Annotated in this window: 16 protein-coding genes, 1 tRNA gene and 1 riboswitch; of the genes, 10 read left to right on the forward strand and 7 right to left on the reverse strand. The window is 37.0% G+C overall.

The features are described 5' to 3' along the window. Positions 1-374: 374 nt before the first annotated feature. Positions 375-447 (reverse strand) — tRNA-Arg (locus BM130_RS14550). Positions 448-829: 382 nt separating this feature from the next. On the opposite strand from BM130_RS14550, the gene BM130_RS14555 reads away from it, so the two are divergent. Then, positions 830-1180, forward strand: a complete 351-nt coding sequence (locus BM130_RS14555) for a DUF4890 domain-containing protein (RefSeq protein ID WP_029626716.1) — start codon at positions 830-832, stop codon at positions 1178-1180. Between the two features lie 266 nt (positions 1181-1446). Here the strand turns inward: BM130_RS14555 and BM130_RS14560 are convergent, their stop codons facing one another. The 5 genes from BM130_RS14560 to BM130_RS14580 all read right to left on the reverse strand — a co-directional run bounded on the left by BM130_RS14560 (position 1447) and on the right by BM130_RS14580 (position 4827). Further along, entirely contained in the window at positions 1447-1806 is a 360-nt protein-coding gene (locus BM130_RS14560) for a DUF190 domain-containing protein (protein WP_010528626.1), read from the reverse strand. 1 nt (position 1807) lies between these two features. Then, on the reverse strand, positions 1808-2185 hold the full coding sequence (gene crcB / locus BM130_RS14565) for a fluoride efflux transporter CrcB (RefSeq protein ID WP_010528627.1): 378 nt from the start codon (positions 2183-2185) through the stop codon (positions 1808-1810). A gap of 25 nt (positions 2186-2210) precedes the next feature. Further along, a riboswitch (Fluoride riboswitch) is annotated at positions 2211-2272 on the reverse strand. A 558-nt stretch (positions 2273-2830) separates the two neighbouring features. After that, positions 2831-3856: an ACR3 family arsenite efflux transporter gene (arsB, locus tag BM130_RS14570; RefSeq protein ID WP_010528628.1), complete on the reverse strand. Its 1026-nt coding sequence runs from the start codon at positions 3854-3856 to the stop codon at positions 2831-2833. A 161-nt stretch (positions 3857-4017) separates the two neighbouring features. Further along, the gene (locus BM130_RS14575) at positions 4018-4443 is read right to left on the reverse strand and encodes an arsenate reductase ArsC (protein WP_010528629.1); all 426 of its coding nucleotides are present in this window, start codon (positions 4441-4443) and stop codon (positions 4018-4020) included. A gap of 42 nt (positions 4444-4485) precedes the next feature. Continuing rightward, on the reverse strand, positions 4486-4827 hold the full coding sequence (locus tag BM130_RS14580) for an ArsR/SmtB family transcription factor (protein WP_010528630.1): 342 nt from the start codon (positions 4825-4827) through the stop codon (positions 4486-4488). 681 nt (positions 4828-5508) lie between these two features. Between BM130_RS14580 and BM130_RS14585 the strand changes: the two genes are divergently transcribed. From BM130_RS14585 to BM130_RS14595, 3 genes are all read left to right on the forward strand, one after another. Continuing rightward, positions 5509-6501, forward strand: coding sequence for a pectinesterase family protein (locus tag BM130_RS14585; protein ID WP_010528631.1), 993 nt, complete (start codon positions 5509-5511; stop codon positions 6499-6501). Positions 6502-6642: 141 nt separating this feature from the next. After that, positions 6643-9432, forward strand: coding sequence for a leucine--tRNA ligase (gene leuS, locus BM130_RS14590; RefSeq protein WP_010528632.1), 2790 nt, complete (start codon positions 6643-6645; stop codon positions 9430-9432). Positions 9433-9819: 387 nt separating this feature from the next. Beyond that, positions 9820-11091, forward strand: coding sequence for a M23 family metallopeptidase (locus tag BM130_RS14595; protein WP_237706174.1), 1272 nt, complete (start codon positions 9820-9822; stop codon positions 11089-11091). Here the strand turns inward: BM130_RS14595 and purN are convergent. Continuing rightward, positions 11030-11632: a phosphoribosylglycinamide formyltransferase gene (gene purN, locus BM130_RS14600; RefSeq protein ID WP_010528634.1), complete on the reverse strand. Its 603-nt coding sequence runs from the start codon at positions 11630-11632 to the stop codon at positions 11030-11032. The two genes, BM130_RS14595 and purN, sit on opposite strands and share 62 nt — an antisense overlap. A 172-nt stretch (positions 11633-11804) precedes the next feature. Between purN and BM130_RS14605 the strand changes: the two genes are divergently transcribed. The 6 genes from BM130_RS14605 to BM130_RS14630 form a co-directional block, all read left to right on the forward strand. Further along, positions 11805-12041, forward strand: coding sequence for an acyl carrier protein (locus BM130_RS14605; RefSeq protein WP_010528635.1), 237 nt, complete (start codon positions 11805-11807; stop codon positions 12039-12041). Positions 12042-12075: 34 nt separating this feature from the next. Then, positions 12076-13326, forward strand: a complete 1251-nt coding sequence (fabF, locus tag BM130_RS14610) for a beta-ketoacyl-ACP synthase II (protein WP_010528636.1) — start codon at positions 12076-12078, stop codon at positions 13324-13326. A gap of 3 nt (positions 13327-13329) precedes the next feature. Further along, complete coding sequence (rnc, locus tag BM130_RS14615) at positions 13330-14070, forward strand: ribonuclease III (protein WP_029626718.1); 741 nt, start codon at positions 13330-13332, stop codon at positions 14068-14070. A gap of 477 nt (positions 14071-14547) precedes the next feature. Next, positions 14548-16137: a sensor histidine kinase gene (locus tag BM130_RS14620; RefSeq protein WP_010528638.1), complete on the forward strand. Its 1590-nt coding sequence runs from the start codon at positions 14548-14550 to the stop codon at positions 16135-16137. Beyond that, positions 16121-16804 carry a response regulator transcription factor RprY gene (gene rprY, locus BM130_RS14625; RefSeq protein ID WP_010528639.1) on the forward strand — a complete coding sequence of 228 codons (684 nt, stop codon included), beginning with the start codon at positions 16121-16123 and terminating at the stop codon, positions 16802-16804. Before BM130_RS14620 ends, rprY begins: the two co-directional genes overlap by 17 nt. Before the next feature lie 644 nt (positions 16805-17448). Then, positions 17449-18068, forward strand: a 620-nt coding sequence (locus tag BM130_RS14630; protein WP_175560433.1) for a transposase, incomplete at its 3' end; no start/stop codon positions are given.

An 18068-nucleotide genomic window follows, 5' to 3' on the forward strand; every position in this document is an offset into this window, starting at 1 on the left:
TATTTATCAAATCAGGAAAAAGAAAAAATTAAATTTGCAATACTAACTAAACTGAGATAGATCTTTATCCGGACACACTAATTTAAACACTACCATCCTATAAACCAATAATTATTATTTTATTATGGCTAAAAATGAAAATTATAGATAAACCACTATTTCCCCCTGATTTTAAAATAATAATTACTAATAAATTTACAACTAAAAATCACATGAATTGCGTTGGATAAGAGAATGTTGTGCTCAATAAGAGAAAGTCAAAATTATAAGAATGAAGAATGTCAAATTAAATTAAAATCGGCCAAATGTTGTCCAAATTTTTATGGACATCGGTTGTAATTTAATAAATTAGAAATAATTACAAAAAATAATTGTGATCCCGGGAGGACTCGAACCCCCACTATAGGAACCGGAATCCTACGTTCTATCCAGTTAAACTACGGGACCCAATTGTGCCGCAAATATAGAATTTTTTGTGCATTCATCAAACCTCATTCATTTATTATATCAATACTTTTTATAATGTCCATCCTTCAAATCTAACAAAAAGATGAGGTACAAATAATCGGCCCCTTAGGTAAAAGAACTATTTGATTCATTACAATCTTAATTTGCAAATTACTCAATATTGTTCCTTTTTCATTGTTTTAAATTATTTCTCATAGATAAAAACACCCTATACGTCAATGATTTCCTATTATACATTGAAATCTTTTCTTACCTGTTTGTAACAGCCATATATTTGATTCAAACAAAATTCAAAAACTAAAAAATTAAATTATGAAACGGATAAAAAAAAATTACTGCTCTTATTGGGATTACTATTTTAATGATTTCAGTAACAAATGTTTCTGCACAAAACAGAAGACCACAAGAACGTAGAATGGCTCCCGATTCCACTCAAATCATAAAAATGGTGGATAATCTGGCAAAAGAACTTTCGTTAACCGATACGCAAAAAGCCAAAATTAAAGAATTGCATTTGGCTCAAATGGAAGAAATGAAGGCCAACATGGAAAGTGGCAAAAATGACCGGGAAAAAATGAGAGAAGAGATGGAAGAGTCAAGAAAAGAACTTCAAGAAAAAGTCATGGAACTTTTAACTAATGAGCAAAAAGAAAAATACACCAAACTAATGGAACAACGACAAAATCAAAGGCCGCCAAGACCACAAAGATAACAATAGAATAACTTGAAATTATAATCGGGCTGTCCTCTAATAAGTTCTAATAAGTGTTTTAGATTAATTTAGAGGTCAGCCTTTTTGGGTCATAACGTTTTATCAATGGGATGGCGCAAAAGAACGTCATCACCAACAAAAAACACTCATTATACATAAAAAAATCCACCAATTATTTATTATAGACTATCCATGATAATGTTAGTCTTCTACCCCCCCAAGGAAAATTGCACATTCTCAGCTCTTCACTAAACTTATATTACAACCTAAACTCTACTTTTCTCCCCGGTTTTATGGAATAAAACATCTATATCTTCACATAATACCAAACATCCATATCGCATTTTTTCAAGAATAGGTTTAATACTATTATAAAAACTTTCAACTTTAGCCCTTTGATCAATAATTTCCACAACTACCGGAACTTTTTCTGTCACTTCCCAGAATTTATAAGAATGAATAATTGAACTGGAACCATAACCCAATGTTCCCTTTATTGCGGTAGCACCTGCCAAACCGGCATCGCGGGCTTTAAAAACAAGAGATTCATATAATGGTTGATGACCATCTTTGTCCGTTGAACTTATAAAAATTCTTAACAATGTAGCACTACTTTTCTTTTCCATTTCAGATAATTTTGGTTAAGCCTCGCCCCAAAAACACAGCCATCAGACTTAAAAAGAAGCTAAAGCCAGAATAAAGTACAAAACGGAAAACCTCTCTGTTTTCCAAAAGCAATAATGCATCGTTAGAAAACGTGGAAAACGTAGTAAAGCCGCCACAAAAACCAACCGTTAACAAAAGGCGCCACTCCGGCGACATAAACGTTCCTTTTTCTGCAATACCAAAAAATAATCCTATCAAAAAACTCCCTACTATATTTACAATTAGAGTACCCCAAGGGAAAGTTGAAGCAACAGTTATTTGCACATAACGGGAAATCAAATATCTGAATACAGTTCCAACAAAACCTCCAATTCCGGCAATGAGAATTGTTTTAATCATACCGATTTTATGTTCAAATAATTAAACTAAAGTAGAAGTCATCAGCCATTTTGGCGGTTAAAGGCAGACCTCATTGCCCTGTACAAAATAAAGAATTTTTATTCGGTTATTAAAATATCCGTTTTTTAGTTTAATTTAAAGATCAAGGGTCTCATTAATCATTCACAGCTTAATAAAAAAAATACATAATCTTATTGTGCCTACTTCCCCGCTCCCACTCATTAAAAAAAGTGTAGGTCATACGAAAAAATATCGGAGATTACCTGATTTCCATTTGAAAAGCCTTGAGTAAAATTTTGGTCGGAATAAAATCGACCTTCAATACCGTATCCTAAAAAAAATTAATTTCAATATGCTGCCCACAACATTAAGAATGGCGACTTTTGCCGCTATTATAAAATGTTTAGACATACAAATTCCACCAACCTAACAAAAACTTAGTTTCGGGGAAATGGATTTTAATCTATGGCCTGGCAATAAACTTATTTTTTAATTCTTCATCATTGTTATATTACATACCATAAAAAAAGGCCTGGTAAAACAGAGCCTTTTTTAAGCGACATATAAGAAATTAAAATTTAAAGGCTACATTTTTCTTCTAGCCTTAAAATCTATTACAAATCAATTTTGGCTTTCAACGAAGTATTAATACTTCCATTTATTGGCCAGCGCTACCAACGATAACATCACCGGAACTTCTACTAATACCCCCACAACAGTTACCAATGCGGCAGGCGAATGTAATCCAAACAAAGATATGGCAACAGCTACAGCCAGTTCAAAAAAGTTACTGGCACCTATCATAGCAGCAGGTGAACATACTGGATGAGGCAATTTAAGTCGTCGCCCCGCAAACCAGGTAATGAAAAATATAAAATAGGTTTGAATGACCAATGGGACTGCAGCAAGTAATATTACTAAGGGATTATCAACAATATTTTGACCCTGGAAAGCAAACAGCAACACTAAAGTTACCAACAAAGCCACAATACTTACCGGCTTTAGCTTTGGCAGGAACACAGTTTTAAACCATTCCTCGCCGTGCCTTTTTAGCAATGCTCTTTGAGTTAGCACACCCGCTACCAGCGGTATAACGACAAAAGTCACAATGCTGGCAACCAATGTGTCATAAGGAATGGTCACATTGGTAATGCCCAATAAAAATCCAACTATCGGAACAAAGGCAACCAATATTATAAGGTCGTTAACAGAAACCTGAACCAAAGTATAATTAGGATCCCCGTCAGTCAAATAAGACCATACAAACACCATAGCCGTACAGGGCGCCGCTCCCAGCAAAATAGCCCCGGCAATATATTCCCCAGCCATTGAGGGATCAATCCAAGCCTGATAAAGCTTTGAAAAAAATAACCAGGCAAAAAATGCCATCGAAAATGGTTTGATTAACCAATTAACTACCAACGTCAGTACCACCCCTTTAGGTCGTTTACCTATTTTTTTTATGCTGGAAAAATCGACCTGAAGCATCATCGGATAAATCATCAACCAAATAAGTATGGCAACTGGTATATTTACTTTAGCAATTTCCAAATTACTGATAATCTCAATGGAATCGCCGGCAAGATGTCCAATACCAATACCCCCCAAAATCCCCAGGGCTACCCAAATTGTCAGATATTTTTCAAAAATTCCTATTTTCTTTGTACCCATTTCTCAATATTCATTTAAAGTTTTCTCATCAACTAATTCAAACTAATAATAAGTTATTCCTTAAAGACTCTTTTCCCTGAGTTATTATTTTAATCGGTTGGAGTTGACCTACTAAAGATTAATTAAATTTGCCACTACAATAAGTTTTAAATCTTGCAAGTTCATAATTGAGGCTCTATTTCATCCTTATAAAATTTATAAAAAGCTTCTTTTATTTCATCCCGAACCCGAATGAATTCGCCCCAAATATATTCATCGGTACCGGTAGCATGTGAAGGATCATCAAACCCCATGTGTAATCGATGTTTAACTTTGCCCAGAAAGGCAGGACAATTTTCATTTGCGCCCCCACAAACAGTAATAACATAGTCCCACTCATCATCTAAATACATATCAACAGGATCGGAAGTATGGTGACTAATATCAATACCCACTTCTTTCATAGCTTTCACAGCATTAGGATTAAGTTTACCGGATGCTTCCGTCCCGGCCGATGCTACAATCAAATCTTTATTAAAAGATTGCAAAAAACCATGAGCCATTTGGCTTCGGCAACTGTTTCCGGTACATAGAATAAGGATTTTCATAAAGATTATTTTTAAGTAATTGATTAAAAACGGAAAAAATTCTCAGGATGTCTCCCCACAAATAAGATCATCCGTTTCAAGAGTATTTAGGAAGGAATCACAAATCAATTTTAGGGTCTTAATTTTTTCGGGATTAAGACAATAATTTGTATGCTTACCGCTAACGTGTCCTTTCACAAGGCCTGCTTTTTTAAGCTCAGCCAAGTGCTGGTTAACAGTTGTTCTACCAAGAGGCAACTCATCAGATATATCCCCTGTTATGCACATTTTGGTTTCGGACAGATACCGCAAAATATGAAGACGAGCCGGATGGCCCAAAGCCTTGAAAAATGAAGCCGCTTCCTGTAATTCTGAATCGAATAAAGTCGTTTTGGCAAGTACCATAGTTCCATAAATTTGACGCAAAGATACGTCACAAAATCTTATGACGCAAAAATACGTCAATTAAATTTTTGCATGGACGTTTACTATTACTAAAAATCAGTTTTTTAACGATATTCGTACCTTAAATAAGAAGTTTTGTTAAACCCGAATGAAACGAGCATGACCAGGAACGCTTGTCACAACAAGAACATGTATAAACTTAAGGTCATGCGAGTTCCATCCAACCAATAACTTAAGTAAAAACGGATGAAAAGAGCATGGCGGCTTTCGCCACAAAAGAACATGTATAAAAGACAAAGGCAGAAGTGCACAGGCAGAAGAAGTGATTAGTCATTAGTCAACAAGTGGTTAGTGTTAAATAACTAGTGACTAACGACAAACCACTAATGACTACTTTTAAAAACCAATATATCAATGAAGTAAGTAAATTTTATACGGATGAAAAGTAAATTCTTCAACGAATTTCAATCCATAGTCAGCAATTACCAATGGGTTTAGCTCAAACACTTTTGCAGTCGAATAATTATGCAAGCCTCTTAAGTCAATTGATTATTTAAATTTATCCGACAAAAAATTTAGAAAAATTCAAAGCCTAAGACCAAATAAAAAAGGTAAATTTTACATTTTTGAAAAACCAATTGACAACAATTTTCAAAAAAAACAAATTTAAACTTAAGCTCTATGAAACATACTTTTATTTTATCTCTGTTATTTTTTTATCAACACATAGCCTTCGGTGCCTCATTTCAAACCCGGATAACAGTAGCCAAAGACGGAACAGGCGATTTTAAATCGCTTCAAGAGGCAATTTACAGTGTCAAAGCTTTTCCTGACACACAAATTATCATTTACTTAAAAAAAGGCATATATCATGAAAAAATAAGAATCCCCGCTTTCAATACGCATTTATCGATAATCGGCGAAGATCCTCAAACAACTATTATTTCGTGGGATGACCACTTTAAAAAAATTGGAAAAGGAAGAAACAGTACCTTTTATACCTATACATTAAAAGTTGAAGCCAATGATTTTTATGCAGAAAATCTGACGATTCAAAATACAGCCGGTCCCATTGGACAGGCAGTGGCCCTTCATGTAGTCGGCGACAGAGCCTTTTTCAGAAATTGTCGAATACTAGGGCATCAGGATACCTTCTATGGGGCTGGAGAAAACAGCCGTATTTATTTTAACGAATGCTATTTTGAAGGAACAACCGATTTCATCTTCGGCGAGGCAACCGTCCTATTCGAAAACTGCGAAATTCGAAGTTTGAGTAATTCCTATATTACTGCTGCCAGCACACCGGAGTGGAAAGATTTTGGCTTTGTATTTCTTAACTGTCGTCTCACTGCTGCAGATTCAGTTAAGAGTGTCTATTTGGGAAGACCTTGGCGCGATTATGCCAATGTTGCATTCTTGAACTGTTACATGGATGACCACATTCATCCTGAAGGATGGGCCAACTGGAGTGGAACAAACCGTGATCAAACGGCTATTTTTATAGAGTATGGCAATACCGGCTTAGGTGCAGATTTGTCTGGCCGAGTCGGCTGGATGCGCCGGATTACAAAAAGAGAGGCCAAACGTTATGTCATTGAAAATATACTGGCCCCACAGTGCAATCAACAATCCAAATTAGAGATGTGGCCTTTAAGGTACCCCATAAGAAAATAACATTTAATTTAAATTCCCTTTTTTCAGATTGCAAATAAACGCCTACTCGAACAAATGTTCTTAAACTTTTTGTATTTTCGCATTTTTAACCCCTCGGCGATGATATTGGTTTAAAACAAAATAAATATTCTTAACTGCGATATGGAATACAATTTTAAAGAGATTGAAAAGAAGTGGCAACAATTTTGGAAAGACCAAAAGATTTATGAAGTAGACATAGACAAAAATCGTCCGAAATATTATGTTCTTGACATGTTTCCCTATCCTTCGGGCGCCGGGCTTCATGTGGGGCATCCGTTAGGATACATAGCTTCTGATATCTTTAGCAGATACAAACGTTCGTCCGGATATAATGTTCTTCACCCTATGGGATTTGATGCCTACGGCTTACCGGCTGAGCAATATGCCATTCAAACTGGACAACATCCGGCTATTACAACCGAAATTAACATAAAACGTTACCGGGAGCAACTCGATAAAATCGGTTTTTCTTATGATTGGAACCGGGAAGTTAAAACCTGTGACCCCAAATATTACAAATGGACACAATGGGCATTTATCCAGATGTTCCATCATTATTATGACAACAAAGCCAACAAAGCACTGCCGATCAAAGAGTTAATAAAGCAATTTGAAACTTCCGGTACCAAAGACGTAGATGCCGCATGCACCAAAGAGCTTTCATTCACGGCTGAGGAATGGCTGAACATGAGTGAAAAAGAACAACAAGAAGTTCTTTTAAATTACCGTATAGCCTACCTCGCTGATACAATGGTAAATTGGTGCCCAAAACTGGGAACCGTTTTGGCCAATGATGAAGTTAAAGATGGTGTGTCTATACGTGGTGGATATCCCGTTGAGCAAAAAGTAATGCGACAATGGTCACTCAGAATTTCTGCTTATGCAGAGCGACTACTAGAAGGCCTGGATACCATAGACTGGTCTGATTCTCTTAAAGAAATTCAGAGAAACTGGATTGGTCGTTCTGAGGGTGCGGAAATAATTTTCCCCGTTAAGGATTCAGATGTTGAAATGAAGATTTTTACCACACGGGCTGATACAATTTTCGGTGTTACCTTCATGGTTTTGGCACCCGAAAGCGAATTGGTAGGTAAAATTGTTACATCCGAACAAAAGGCTGAAGTAGATAAATATATAACCGATACAAAAAAACGAACTGAAAGGGAACGACTATCTGAAGTAAAAAAAATGACAGGGGTATTTTCAGGTGCCTATGCCATTAATCCTCTAAATAATAAAGAAGTTCCCATTTGGATAAGCGACTATGTATTGGCCGGATATGGAACAGGCGCAATTATGGCAGTACCTGCTCATGATAGCCGGGATTTTGCTTTCGCCCGTACTTTTAATTTGCCTATAATTCAGGTTGTGGTTCCTGAAGGGGAAGAACCGGCTGATGTATCGCAATGGGACGATGCCAAAGATTCAAAAGAAGGCTATCTTATCAATTCCGGGTTCTTGAATGGACTGAAGGTTCCTGAGGCCATCGAAAGAACAAAAGAATTTATCCGGGAAAAGAAAATAGGAGATGTAAAAGTCAATTATCGACTTAGAGATGCAATATTTAGTCGCCAACGCTATTGGGGCGAGCCTTTCCCGGTCTATTATAAAGACGGCATGCCTTATACCCTCGATGAATCAGAGTTGCCTTTGGAATTGCCGGAAATAGATAAATACCTGCCAACAGAAAAAGGTGAACCCCCTCTGGGCCGAGCCAAAAATTGGAAAACGAAAGATGGTTACCCATTAGAACTTAATACCATGCCGGGTTTTGCCGGGTCATCGGCATATTTCCTCAGATATATGGATCCACATAATGACCAGGCACTCGTAAGTACTGAAGCCAATCAATACTGGCAGGATGTGGACCTTTACATCGGTGGGACAGAACACGCTACCGGGCATCTTATTTATGCCAGATTCTGGAATAAATTCCTTTACGATTTAGGCGTGGTGTGCAAACCCGAACCTTTCCGGAAGCTCGTTAACCAGGGAATGATACAGGGTAGGTCCAATTTCGTTTACAGAATCAAAGGAACTAACACTTTTGTATCGTACAATTTGAAAAAGGATTATGATGTCACCCCTATTCATGTAGACATCAGCTTAGTGCACAATGACATATTGGATATTGAGGCATTTAAAAAGTGGAGCCCGGAATATAAAGATGCAGAGTTTGTTCTTGAAGAAGGAAATAAATATGTTTGCGGGTGGGCCGTTGAGAAAATGTCTAAGTCAATGTTTAACGTAGTCAATCCGGATAATATTATTGAACAATATGGGGCAGACACCCTCAGGTTGTACGAAATGTTTTTAGGCCCACTCGAACAATCCAAACCATGGGACACTAATGGTATCGATGGTGTGCATAAATTTCTCAGAAAAACATGGAGGCTCTTTACGGATCGGGAAGGCAAATTATTGGTTTCGGACGACAAGCCTAACCGTGACGAATTAAAAATATTACACCGAACCATTGCAAAGGTCACAGAAGATATTGAACGATTTTCTTTCAATACATGCGTCAGCGCTTTTATGATATGCGTAAATCAACTTTCAGAACTCAAATGTCATAAGCGCGAGATATTGGAACCTTTGCTCATTTTGATTTCACCCTTTGCACCTCATATTACAGAAGAGCTATGGCACCTCTTAGGCCATACCAGTTCTATTATAGATGCTCCATGGCCTAAATCCGATGACCAATATTTAAAAGATGACACAGTTGTTTATCCGGTTTCTTTTAATGGAAAAATGAGATTTAAACTTGAAATGCCGGCCGACGCAAAAAAAGAAGAATTGGAAAAAGCTGCCCTGGAACACGAAGCCGCAAATAAATGGTTGGAAGGTAAAACAGTAAGAAAAGTAATTATCGTCCCCGGTAAAATCATTAATATTGTTGTTTCATAAACATGTTCGGCCTTAAATTCCCTGCCTTAAGGTTTAAATAGTTATTGGGAAGCTGCATGAACAATTAAATTTACCATCACATTGTGATTGCAGTTTTTAACCGAAAATGTTATAGAAGTTTGTTATGGCCCGAATGAAACGTGCATGGCCTAATGTTTACATAGATTTTTTTTGTGACAAAGATTCATGGTCATGCACATTTCATTAGTATATCTAACTAACTCATTGGTCTAATAATTTTATTCGTTAAGTGATCTGAGAAACAAAATCTATTAAGTTAAAATTAGTGGCTGGTAACCCCAACAAATGTTGTCCCCAAATAAAATATTAAACCTAGAAAGGCATGAAAAAAAATATATTGCAGGGATCATTCTAATTATAATCCTTGTGTTTTCCTTTTTCTGGTGTCGACGTCAATTTAGTGGAATCAGCACTCCGGACACCACCCAAATGGCCGACAGCATTGATTTAAATGTGGTTCCGTCACATCCCCCAGAAACGTTATATGGCTTTGTAAAAGATTCCTTTGAAATAGAGCAAAACGTGGTTAGGTATGCCGAAAACCTGGCAAGTATTCTTTCTTCCTATCATGTGGATTACTCCGTTATTCATAATCTGGCAATAACTTCTAAAAAGGTTTTCGATGTAAGAAAAATTAAAGTTGGAAATACCTATACACTTTTCTACCAAAGAAAAGATTCGATAAAAACACCGGTCTGGTTTGTTTATGAAATAAACCCTATAGAATACTTGGTAATGTCGCTACAAGGCGACTCAACCGTTTATTTAGGGAAAAAAGAAATTACCTTAAAACGAAAAAGCACCGTGGGGGTTATTGAATCGTCATTGTGGAACACCATAAATAAAAATCACCTGTCACCCTATCTTGCTCTTGATTTATCAGATATTTTTGCCTGGACCGTTGACTTTTTTGGCTTGGAAAAAGGAGACCATTTTACAGTAATTTACGATGAACAATATATTGATAGTGTTTCAATTGGAATTGACCAAATTCATGCGGCGTTTTTCAACCACAGAGGAAAACCATACTATGCCTTTTTATACGAGCAAGATAGCATTAAGTCTTATTTTGATGAAATAGGTTCTAGCCTTCGCAAAGCATTTTTAAAAGCACCTTTAAAATTTTCACGCATTAGTAGCCGATTTAGTAATAGCCGCTTACATCCCATATTAAAAATCAGACGTCCTCATCATGGTATTGATTATGCTGCGCCGGCCGGCACTCCCGTATATGCTCTTGGCGATGGAACAGTGATACACAAAGGTTGGGATACCAAAGGCGGTGGAAACTATATAAAAATTCGTCACAACAGCGTCTATACAACTGTTTACATGCATTTATCCGGTTTTGCCAAGGGACTTAAAAAAGGGATGACCGTAACCCAGGGGCAATTAATTGGATACGTTGGTTCAACAGGGCTGGCGACTGGTCCACATCTCGATTTCAGAGTCTATAAAAACGGGAAACCAATTGATCCACTCACCATTGAAGCACCACCGGTGGATCCCATTCATGAAGAAAACCTGACAGAATACCTAAGATATATCCGACCGTGGAAAGCGCAACTCGACAGTCTCACCCATTCACACCACCTTCGGCCCGATTCTGTTTTTGTTGCTCAAGAATTTCCTCAATAACTCGAGGAAAGTGTTGATATTCTAATTGATGGATGCGTTCCGCCAATGTTTTTGGTGTATCATTGCTTTCAACAGAACAATGGGCCTGAAAAATTATATCCCCTTCATCATAACGTTCATTCACATAATGAATGGTAATGCCCGATTCTTTTTCTCTGTTTTGAAGCACCGCCTGGTGAACATTTTCGCCATACATACCTTTTCCACCATATTTGGGTAAAAGTGCCGGATGGATATTAATTATTTTACCTGTAAATCCTTTTACAATTTTGGCCGGTACTAACCACAAAAAACCCGCTAAAACAATAAGATCCGGTGAAACCTCTTTCAGAAAATCATATATATGGTCCGAATAAAAAAAGTCGTCCTTATCAAACACTTTTGTCTTAATTCCCAACCTTTTAGCACGTTTTAAAACCCCTGCATCTCTACGATTGGTTAAAATATAAGAAATCTGAACATCTGAACGATTTTTAAAAAAAAGAGCAATATTTTCTGCATTAGTCCCGGAACCTGATGCAAACAAAACAATATTCTTCATTTTCAATATATTATATGATATTTTTTTCGTACTTTTGCCCGGTCAAAATTAGAAAAAAGAACCCTTAAAACTAATTTCATTGGATGAATATTTGATTTATTTTAGGCAAATCTTTTTCTTTGCACAGTTGTTTTAAAACCAAATTTCTATTATTAACTTAAAATTTAAAGCTATGTCAGACATTGCATCAAGAGTTAAAGCAATTATTGTAGACAAGTTGGGAGTTGACGAAACAGAAGTTACCAACGAAGCCAGTTTCACCAACGATCTGGGTGCTGACTCTCTTGACACTGTAGAGCTGATCATGGAATTCGAAAAAGAGTTTAATATCGCTATTCCGGATGATCAGGCAGAGAATATCGGTACAGTGGGTGACGCCATTGCTTACATTGAAAAGAATGCAAAGTAATCAGTAAAGGAAGAGTTATACTTTAAAAGCAGTTATGGAGTTAAAAAGAGTAGTTGTAACAGGGTTAGGTGCCATTACCCCGTTAGGAAATACCATCGATACATTTTGGGACAACCTGGTAAAAGGAGTAAGTGGTGCTGCGCCCATTACTCGATTTGACGCCACCCATTTTAAAACGAAATTTGCTTGCGAGGTAAAAGACTACAATCCTGCCGATTACTTCGATCGTAAAGAGGTAAGAAAAATGGACCTGTTTGCTCAGTACGCAATGGTAGCGGCTGAGCAGGCAGTCCGTGATGCCGGCATCGATCCTCAGACCATAGACCAGGATATGGCAGGCGTCATCTGGGGAGCGGGCATAGGTGGCATTATCACATTCCTCGACGAAACACGTTCTTTTGTTAAGAACAATGAAGTACCACGCTTCAATCCATTCTTTATCCCGAAAATGATATCCGACATTGCTGCCGGACATATTTCTATGAAGTATGGATTAAGAGGCCCCAATTATGGGACGGTTTCTGCATGTGCTTCAGCTTCACATGCTATTGCCAGTGCTTTTGATCTCATTCGATTAGGTAAAGCCAATATCTTTATTACCGGTGGATCGGAAGCAGCAATTAACGAAGCCGGTGTAGGCGGATTTAATGCTATGCAGGCCATTTCAACTCGCAACGATGATCCGGCAACCGCATCCAGACCTTTTGATAAAGACCGCGACGGCTTTGTCATGGGTGAAGGAGCCGGAGCCCTGGTTTTAGAAGAGTATGAACATGCCGTTAAACGTGGTGCAACCATCTATTGCGAAATGGTAGGTGCAGGCATGACTGCCGATGCTTACCATTTAACAGCCCCACATCCCGACGGATTGGGTGCCCAAAAAGTAATGGAAAATGCATTAAAAGACGGAAATCTTAAACCCGAAGATGTGGATTATATTAACGTTCACGGAACTTCCACACCTCTGGGAGACATCGCTGAGCCTCTTGCCATTCAAAAGGTCTTTGGCGATCACGCGTATAAGCTTAACATTAGTTCCACCAAATCGATGACAGGCCATCTTTTAGGTGCTGCTGGCGCTGTCGAAGCCATCGCTTCTATCTTGGCGCTTAAAAATAGTATTGTGCCGCCTACCATTAACCTGTTTGAAGTTGACCCGCAAATTGATGCGAAGCTCAACCTAACGCCCAACAAGGCGCAGGAAAGAAATATTAAGGTGGCAATGTCCAATACTTTTGGTTTTGGTGGACATAATGCATGTGTGGTATTTAAAGCATTGAATTAAATTGTGTTGATACCGCTATTAAAATCTATAAAACTTTTTTCCCGTAAGGGAAGAAAGTTTTATAGATTTATAAATTCAATTACAGGCATACGACCAGGTAATACAGATTTGTACTATCAAGCTATGGTACATAAATCTGCTGAAAAGCGTTTCTCCAAAAATAAATCCTTTAATAACGAACGCCTGGAATACCTCGGAGATGCCATTTTAGGTGCTGTTGTTGCCCAAGAACTTTACTTGCTTTTCCCCCACGAAGACGAAGGGTTCCTCACAAAAACAAGGTCTCGAATTGTTAGCCGCAGCAATTTAAATCAAATTGCCTTGGAAATGGGGCTCCAGCAATGGATTCAATTTCATCCCCCGGGTGACATTTCTCAAACTCATATCCTTGGTGATGCTTTGGAGGCAATCATTGGTGCTATCTTCCTGGATAAAGGATATGGTAGTTCCCGAAGATTTATCCGAGATCGTATTCTCACCAAATATCTTGATTTAAAAGAAATCGTTGAAAACGATACAAATTATAAATCCTTACTAATCGAGTGGGGACAAAAAAACAAATGTCCCGTTCAATTTATTACCGAAGAATATAAAGGAAAAGAAGAAAAAAATACCGTTTTTATTGCCAGAGCAGTCATTAATAATAAAATTTCAGGCCTGGGAAAAGGATATTCGAAAAAAGAAGCTGAACAAAATGCCGCTAACGAGGCACTGGAAAATGTTCAATCAGATTCTTTATCTTAGTAACACTTAACCAACCCCTCCTAAATATTTTAAACCTATACAGTGAAATTTTAGTTGGGCAAAACAACTTAAACTATTTAAAACAACTCAAATTTCTTAAATAAACGGCTTAAAATATAGAGGCTTTCCATTATCACAACGTTTTTTCAAATGCATTCAATTCCACAAAAAACGCAATAATTTAATTGGCTTTTGAATGTCAAAATCCAGCAAAAAATTTTTATCTTGGCTATCCTGGATGAGTTTTTATGGTTTTTATTAAAATTATTTTTTTATTTCATTGTTATATTGATACTTGATTAATCCAATGAACATACATGAATATATTATTTTTCAATCAAACATTCACGGTCATACAAATTTCGTCAAATGCCGATTCAATGAAAATAAAAAACCTTTATTAACTGAATATCAAGCATTAAAGTTAATTAATGTTAATCAAAGGGAATTTCACGTTCAACCCATTATTTTTGTAGCATGAGCAGGAAATTCATTTGGGTATTGACCATCATCATAGCTTTTACATTAGCCGGCCTGATATACATTCAGACTCTGTGGATAAAAAATGCCACCAAAATTAAGGAGGTGCATTTCGATCAAACGGTTCGGCAAGCGATGGATCAGGTCATTGCCCGACTGGAAATGAATGAGACATCAAGATTGGGAGCTCAACTAAAGCTAAATCCGATCAACAATTTACCAGAAAATCTGCGAAAGGAAAATAAGTATTTCTCAAACCAAAACGATGAATTTCAGCAAAGCGAGGTCCCTCAATTAGATATTACCTTCGACTTTTTTATTCAAGGGTCGAAAATGAATACCGAATTCTCAACATACCGGGAAGATTCTCTGGTTTTTTCTTACAGGGAAACGACCCCTATGATTTTCAACAAATCGGAAGCAATGGACCCCCTGGAAATTGCTTTTAACAATATCCAGCACCAGGTACGCAATAAAATGGAAGAACAACGAAAAAGGCTACTTAAAGATCTTTTTGACGATATCCCCATCGAAAAAAGAATTGATCGTGAACTGGTAGATGCTTTTTTGTTGAAAGAATTCGAAGAAAGAGGAATCAGATTACCTTATGAATTTTCAATCGTAGATTCGCGAGGTAACCGAGTTATGTCAACAGTTGGATTTGACGAAAATAAAGCCAACAAAATATACCAAAAATATTTGTTCCCAAATGATCTTCACCCAAAAGCCAACCACATTCAGCTTTATTTCCCTGAAAGACCAAACTACATTATGGAATCAATGGGAATGGTACTACCCAGTGCTATTTTTACAATTATCATGGTGTTGGCTTCAATCTTGACACTCGTCATCATTGTCAGACAAAAACGTTTAGATGAAATTAAAAATGATTTCATCAATAATATGACCCATGAATTCAAAACTCCTATCTCTACAATATCTTTAGCCTCACAAATGTTAAAAGACGCATCGGTAGCCAAAAGTCCTAATAATCTGCAACATATATCAAATGTCATTCAAGACGAAAGTAAAAGGCTTAGCTTTCAGGTTGAAAAAGTCCTACAAATGGCTATCTTTGAAAAAGGAAATGGCAATTTAAAAATCAAAAAGGTTAATATCAATGAGCTTATTTCCAATGTAACCAATAACTTTAAACTCAAAGTTGAAAACAAAGACGGACAAATTATAGAAAAATTGGAAGCCAAAAATCCGACGGTTTATGTCGATGAAGTGCATTTTACAAATGTTATTCATAACTTGCTGGATAATGCCCTTAAATATCGGCGCGGCAAGCCAGTTTTTCAAATTAAAACCTGGAACCGACCCAAAAATGGAGTAGTCATCTCTATTCAAGATAATGGAATGGGTATTTCAAAAGAAAATATAAAACGTATCTTTGAAAAGTTTTATCGTGTTCCAACCGGAAATATTCATAATGTCAAGGGGTTTGGTTTGGGCTTAGCGTACGTAAAAAAAATTGTAGAAGATCATGGTGGCACGATTACTGTAGAAAGCGAATTGAATGTAGGAACAAAGTTTGAAATATTTTTACCTTTTAAAATACCTAGGAATGGAAAAAGAATATAAAATTCTCCTGACCGAAGATGATGAGAACTTAGGAATGTTGCTTCGTGAATATCTCGAAGCCAAAGGCTATGAAACCGACCTTCTGCCCGACGGTGAACAAGGGTACGAGGCATTCATGAACAAAAAATATGATGTCTGTATTTTTGATGTCATGATGCCCAAAAAGGACGGTTTTACACTTGCCAAAGAAATTCGGATGGTTAATACCGATGTCCCCATTATCTTCCTTACCGCAAAGTCGATGAAGGAAGATATTTTCCAAGGGTTTAAGATCGGAGCGGATGATTATCTGACCAAGCCTTTTAGCATGGAAGAACTCCTTTTCCGAATTGAAGCAATTTTACGTCGAACTAAAGGAGGCCTTGCCAACCAGGAAGTCTTTCAGCTTGGTAAGTACAAATTTGACACTCAAAAACAACAGCTCATCGATGGGGATAGGATAGTAAAACTTACGACTAAAGAATCCGAATTATTAAAGTTGTTGTGCAATAACGCCAACAAAGTGTTGGAACGCAACTTCGCCCTTAAAACCATTTGGGTAGACGATAACTATTTCAATGCCCGAAGCATGGATGTTTATATTACCAAATTAAGAAAACATCTAAAAGATGAACCTGCTGTTGAAATCATCAATGTGCATGGTAAGGGCTATAAATTAGTTCTATAGCTGTTTACTAAAACATAAGTATCTTAAAATCTATCTTGTGCCGACCCGGAAAAATAATGATTTCGGGTCGGGCGGGTTTTTATTGCTTTTTATAAACATGTGGCAAATCCTCTTAGATCGTTGCCTTACTATTTATTAGTCAACTCTTTTCTCCTTTCATATTAATTAAATTGGCAGGAAAATCTAAATTTGACTCATATTACTGATCCTTTATAAGCTATTATCCAGAGGTTTCCAACGAAAAAAATGAAGATTTACTGAAGGTTCTTTTAATAAAGAATTATTTAATCTTCATAATATCCGTATAAAATAATTCTAATTCATTGGTCTGATGGAAATCGCATTACTATAAGATTATACCTGCTCTTGTTGAGACAAACTTAAGGCGGTCATGTTCGTTTCATACGTATAAATATTACTTATGTTATTGGTTGGATAGAACTCGCATGGCTCAACAAAATTTATACATTTCCTTTGGAAGCAAAAGACGCCATGCTCGTTTCAACTGCCTAAAGTTTATCAAGGGAAATTCCGAAATACTCTATTTCTTTGACGGAAAAGCTATTATCACTATCTTTGAGCAAACAAAAAACCCCGAAATTAGGCACATTTGCCTAAAAACGGGGTTCAAAATTTTTCAAGCAGTGGTAAAGGTACAAAGAATTCCGAATTTTCAAGCAACACTTCCGTTATTTTCTGTTGAAGATAATTTTCATTTACTCTACAATCAGTTTTTACAGACAGACCTTGGAAAGATATACACAGCCATTCCGTGGGACGATCTGGTACGAATATTTAAGTTGCGGGAAAACAAGAAAGGACCGGCCAGTATATTTTCCCCCCGAGGGAAAATAGCGTTAATGTTTCTTAAACATTATTCGGGCTGTTCAGATAAAAGGCTGATAGAGCAGTTCAATGGAAATATCTATTATCAATTTTTTTGCCAGACCTTTCTTGAGAAAGGCGAGTATATAAAAAACTACAAGATAGTAAGCCAAATCCGTTGTGAGATATCGAAAAAACTGGATATCAAGGAAACTCAGAAGGTCTTAGCAGCCTATTGGCGTCCTTACATGGAAGGATGTGACCAAATAATGATGGATGCCACTTGCTACGAGAGTTCGATGAGATATCCAACAGATCAGAAATTGTTGTGGGAATCGGTAGAGTGGGCCTATGGGCAGCTTATGTTGATGTGCAAATATTTAAAAATAAAAGCACCCAGGACGAAATATCAGAAATGGAAAGAACGTTACCAGAGTTA

It is taken from the genome of Thermophagus xiamenensis (assembly GCF_900112795.1).
GTDB classification, from domain to species: Bacteria; Bacteroidota; Bacteroidia; order Bacteroidales; family Marinilabiliaceae; genus Thermophagus; species Thermophagus xiamenensis.

Bases quoted from the DNA above. Each gene is read 5' to 3' on its own strand.
- BM130_RS14580 (WP_010528630.1), bottom strand. From the start codon at position 4,827: ATGGTACTTGCCAAAACGACTTTATTCGATTCAGAATTACAGGAAGCG.
- leuS (WP_010528632.1), top strand. From the start codon at position 6,643: ATGGAATACAATTTTAAAGAGATTGAAAAGAAGTGGCAACAATTTTGG.
- rprY (WP_010528639.1), top strand. From the start codon at position 16,121: ATGGAAAAAGAATATAAAATTCTCCTGACCGAAGATGATGAGAACTTA.
- BM130_RS14560 (WP_010528626.1), bottom strand. From the start codon at position 1,806: ATGGAAAAGAAAAGTAGTGCTACATTGTTAAGAATTTTTATAAGTTCA.
- BM130_RS14575 (WP_010528629.1), bottom strand. From the start codon at position 4,443: ATGAAAATCCTTATTCTATGTACCGGAAACAGTTGCCGAAGCCAAATG.
- BM130_RS14620 (WP_010528638.1), top strand. From the start codon at position 14,548: ATGAGCAGGAAATTCATTTGGGTATTGACCATCATCATAGCTTTTACA.
- BM130_RS14555 (WP_029626716.1), top strand. From the start codon at position 830: ATGATTTCAGTAACAAATGTTTCTGCACAAAACAGAAGACCACAAGAA.
- fabF (WP_010528636.1), top strand. From the start codon at position 12,076: ATGGAGTTAAAAAGAGTAGTTGTAACAGGGTTAGGTGCCATTACCCCG.
- purN (WP_010528634.1), bottom strand. From the start codon at position 11,632: ATGAAGAATATTGTTTTGTTTGCATCAGGTTCCGGGACTAATGCAGAA.
- BM130_RS14585 (WP_010528631.1), top strand. From the start codon at position 5,509: ATGAAACATACTTTTATTTTATCTCTGTTATTTTTTTATCAACACATA.
- BM130_RS14605 (WP_010528635.1), top strand. From the start codon at position 11,805: ATGTCAGACATTGCATCAAGAGTTAAAGCAATTATTGTAGACAAGTTG.
- arsB (WP_010528628.1), bottom strand. From the start codon at position 3,856: ATGGGTACAAAGAAAATAGGAATTTTTGAAAAATATCTGACAATTTGG.
- crcB (WP_010528627.1), bottom strand. From the start codon at position 2,185: ATGATTAAAACAATTCTCATTGCCGGAATTGGAGGTTTTGTTGGAACT.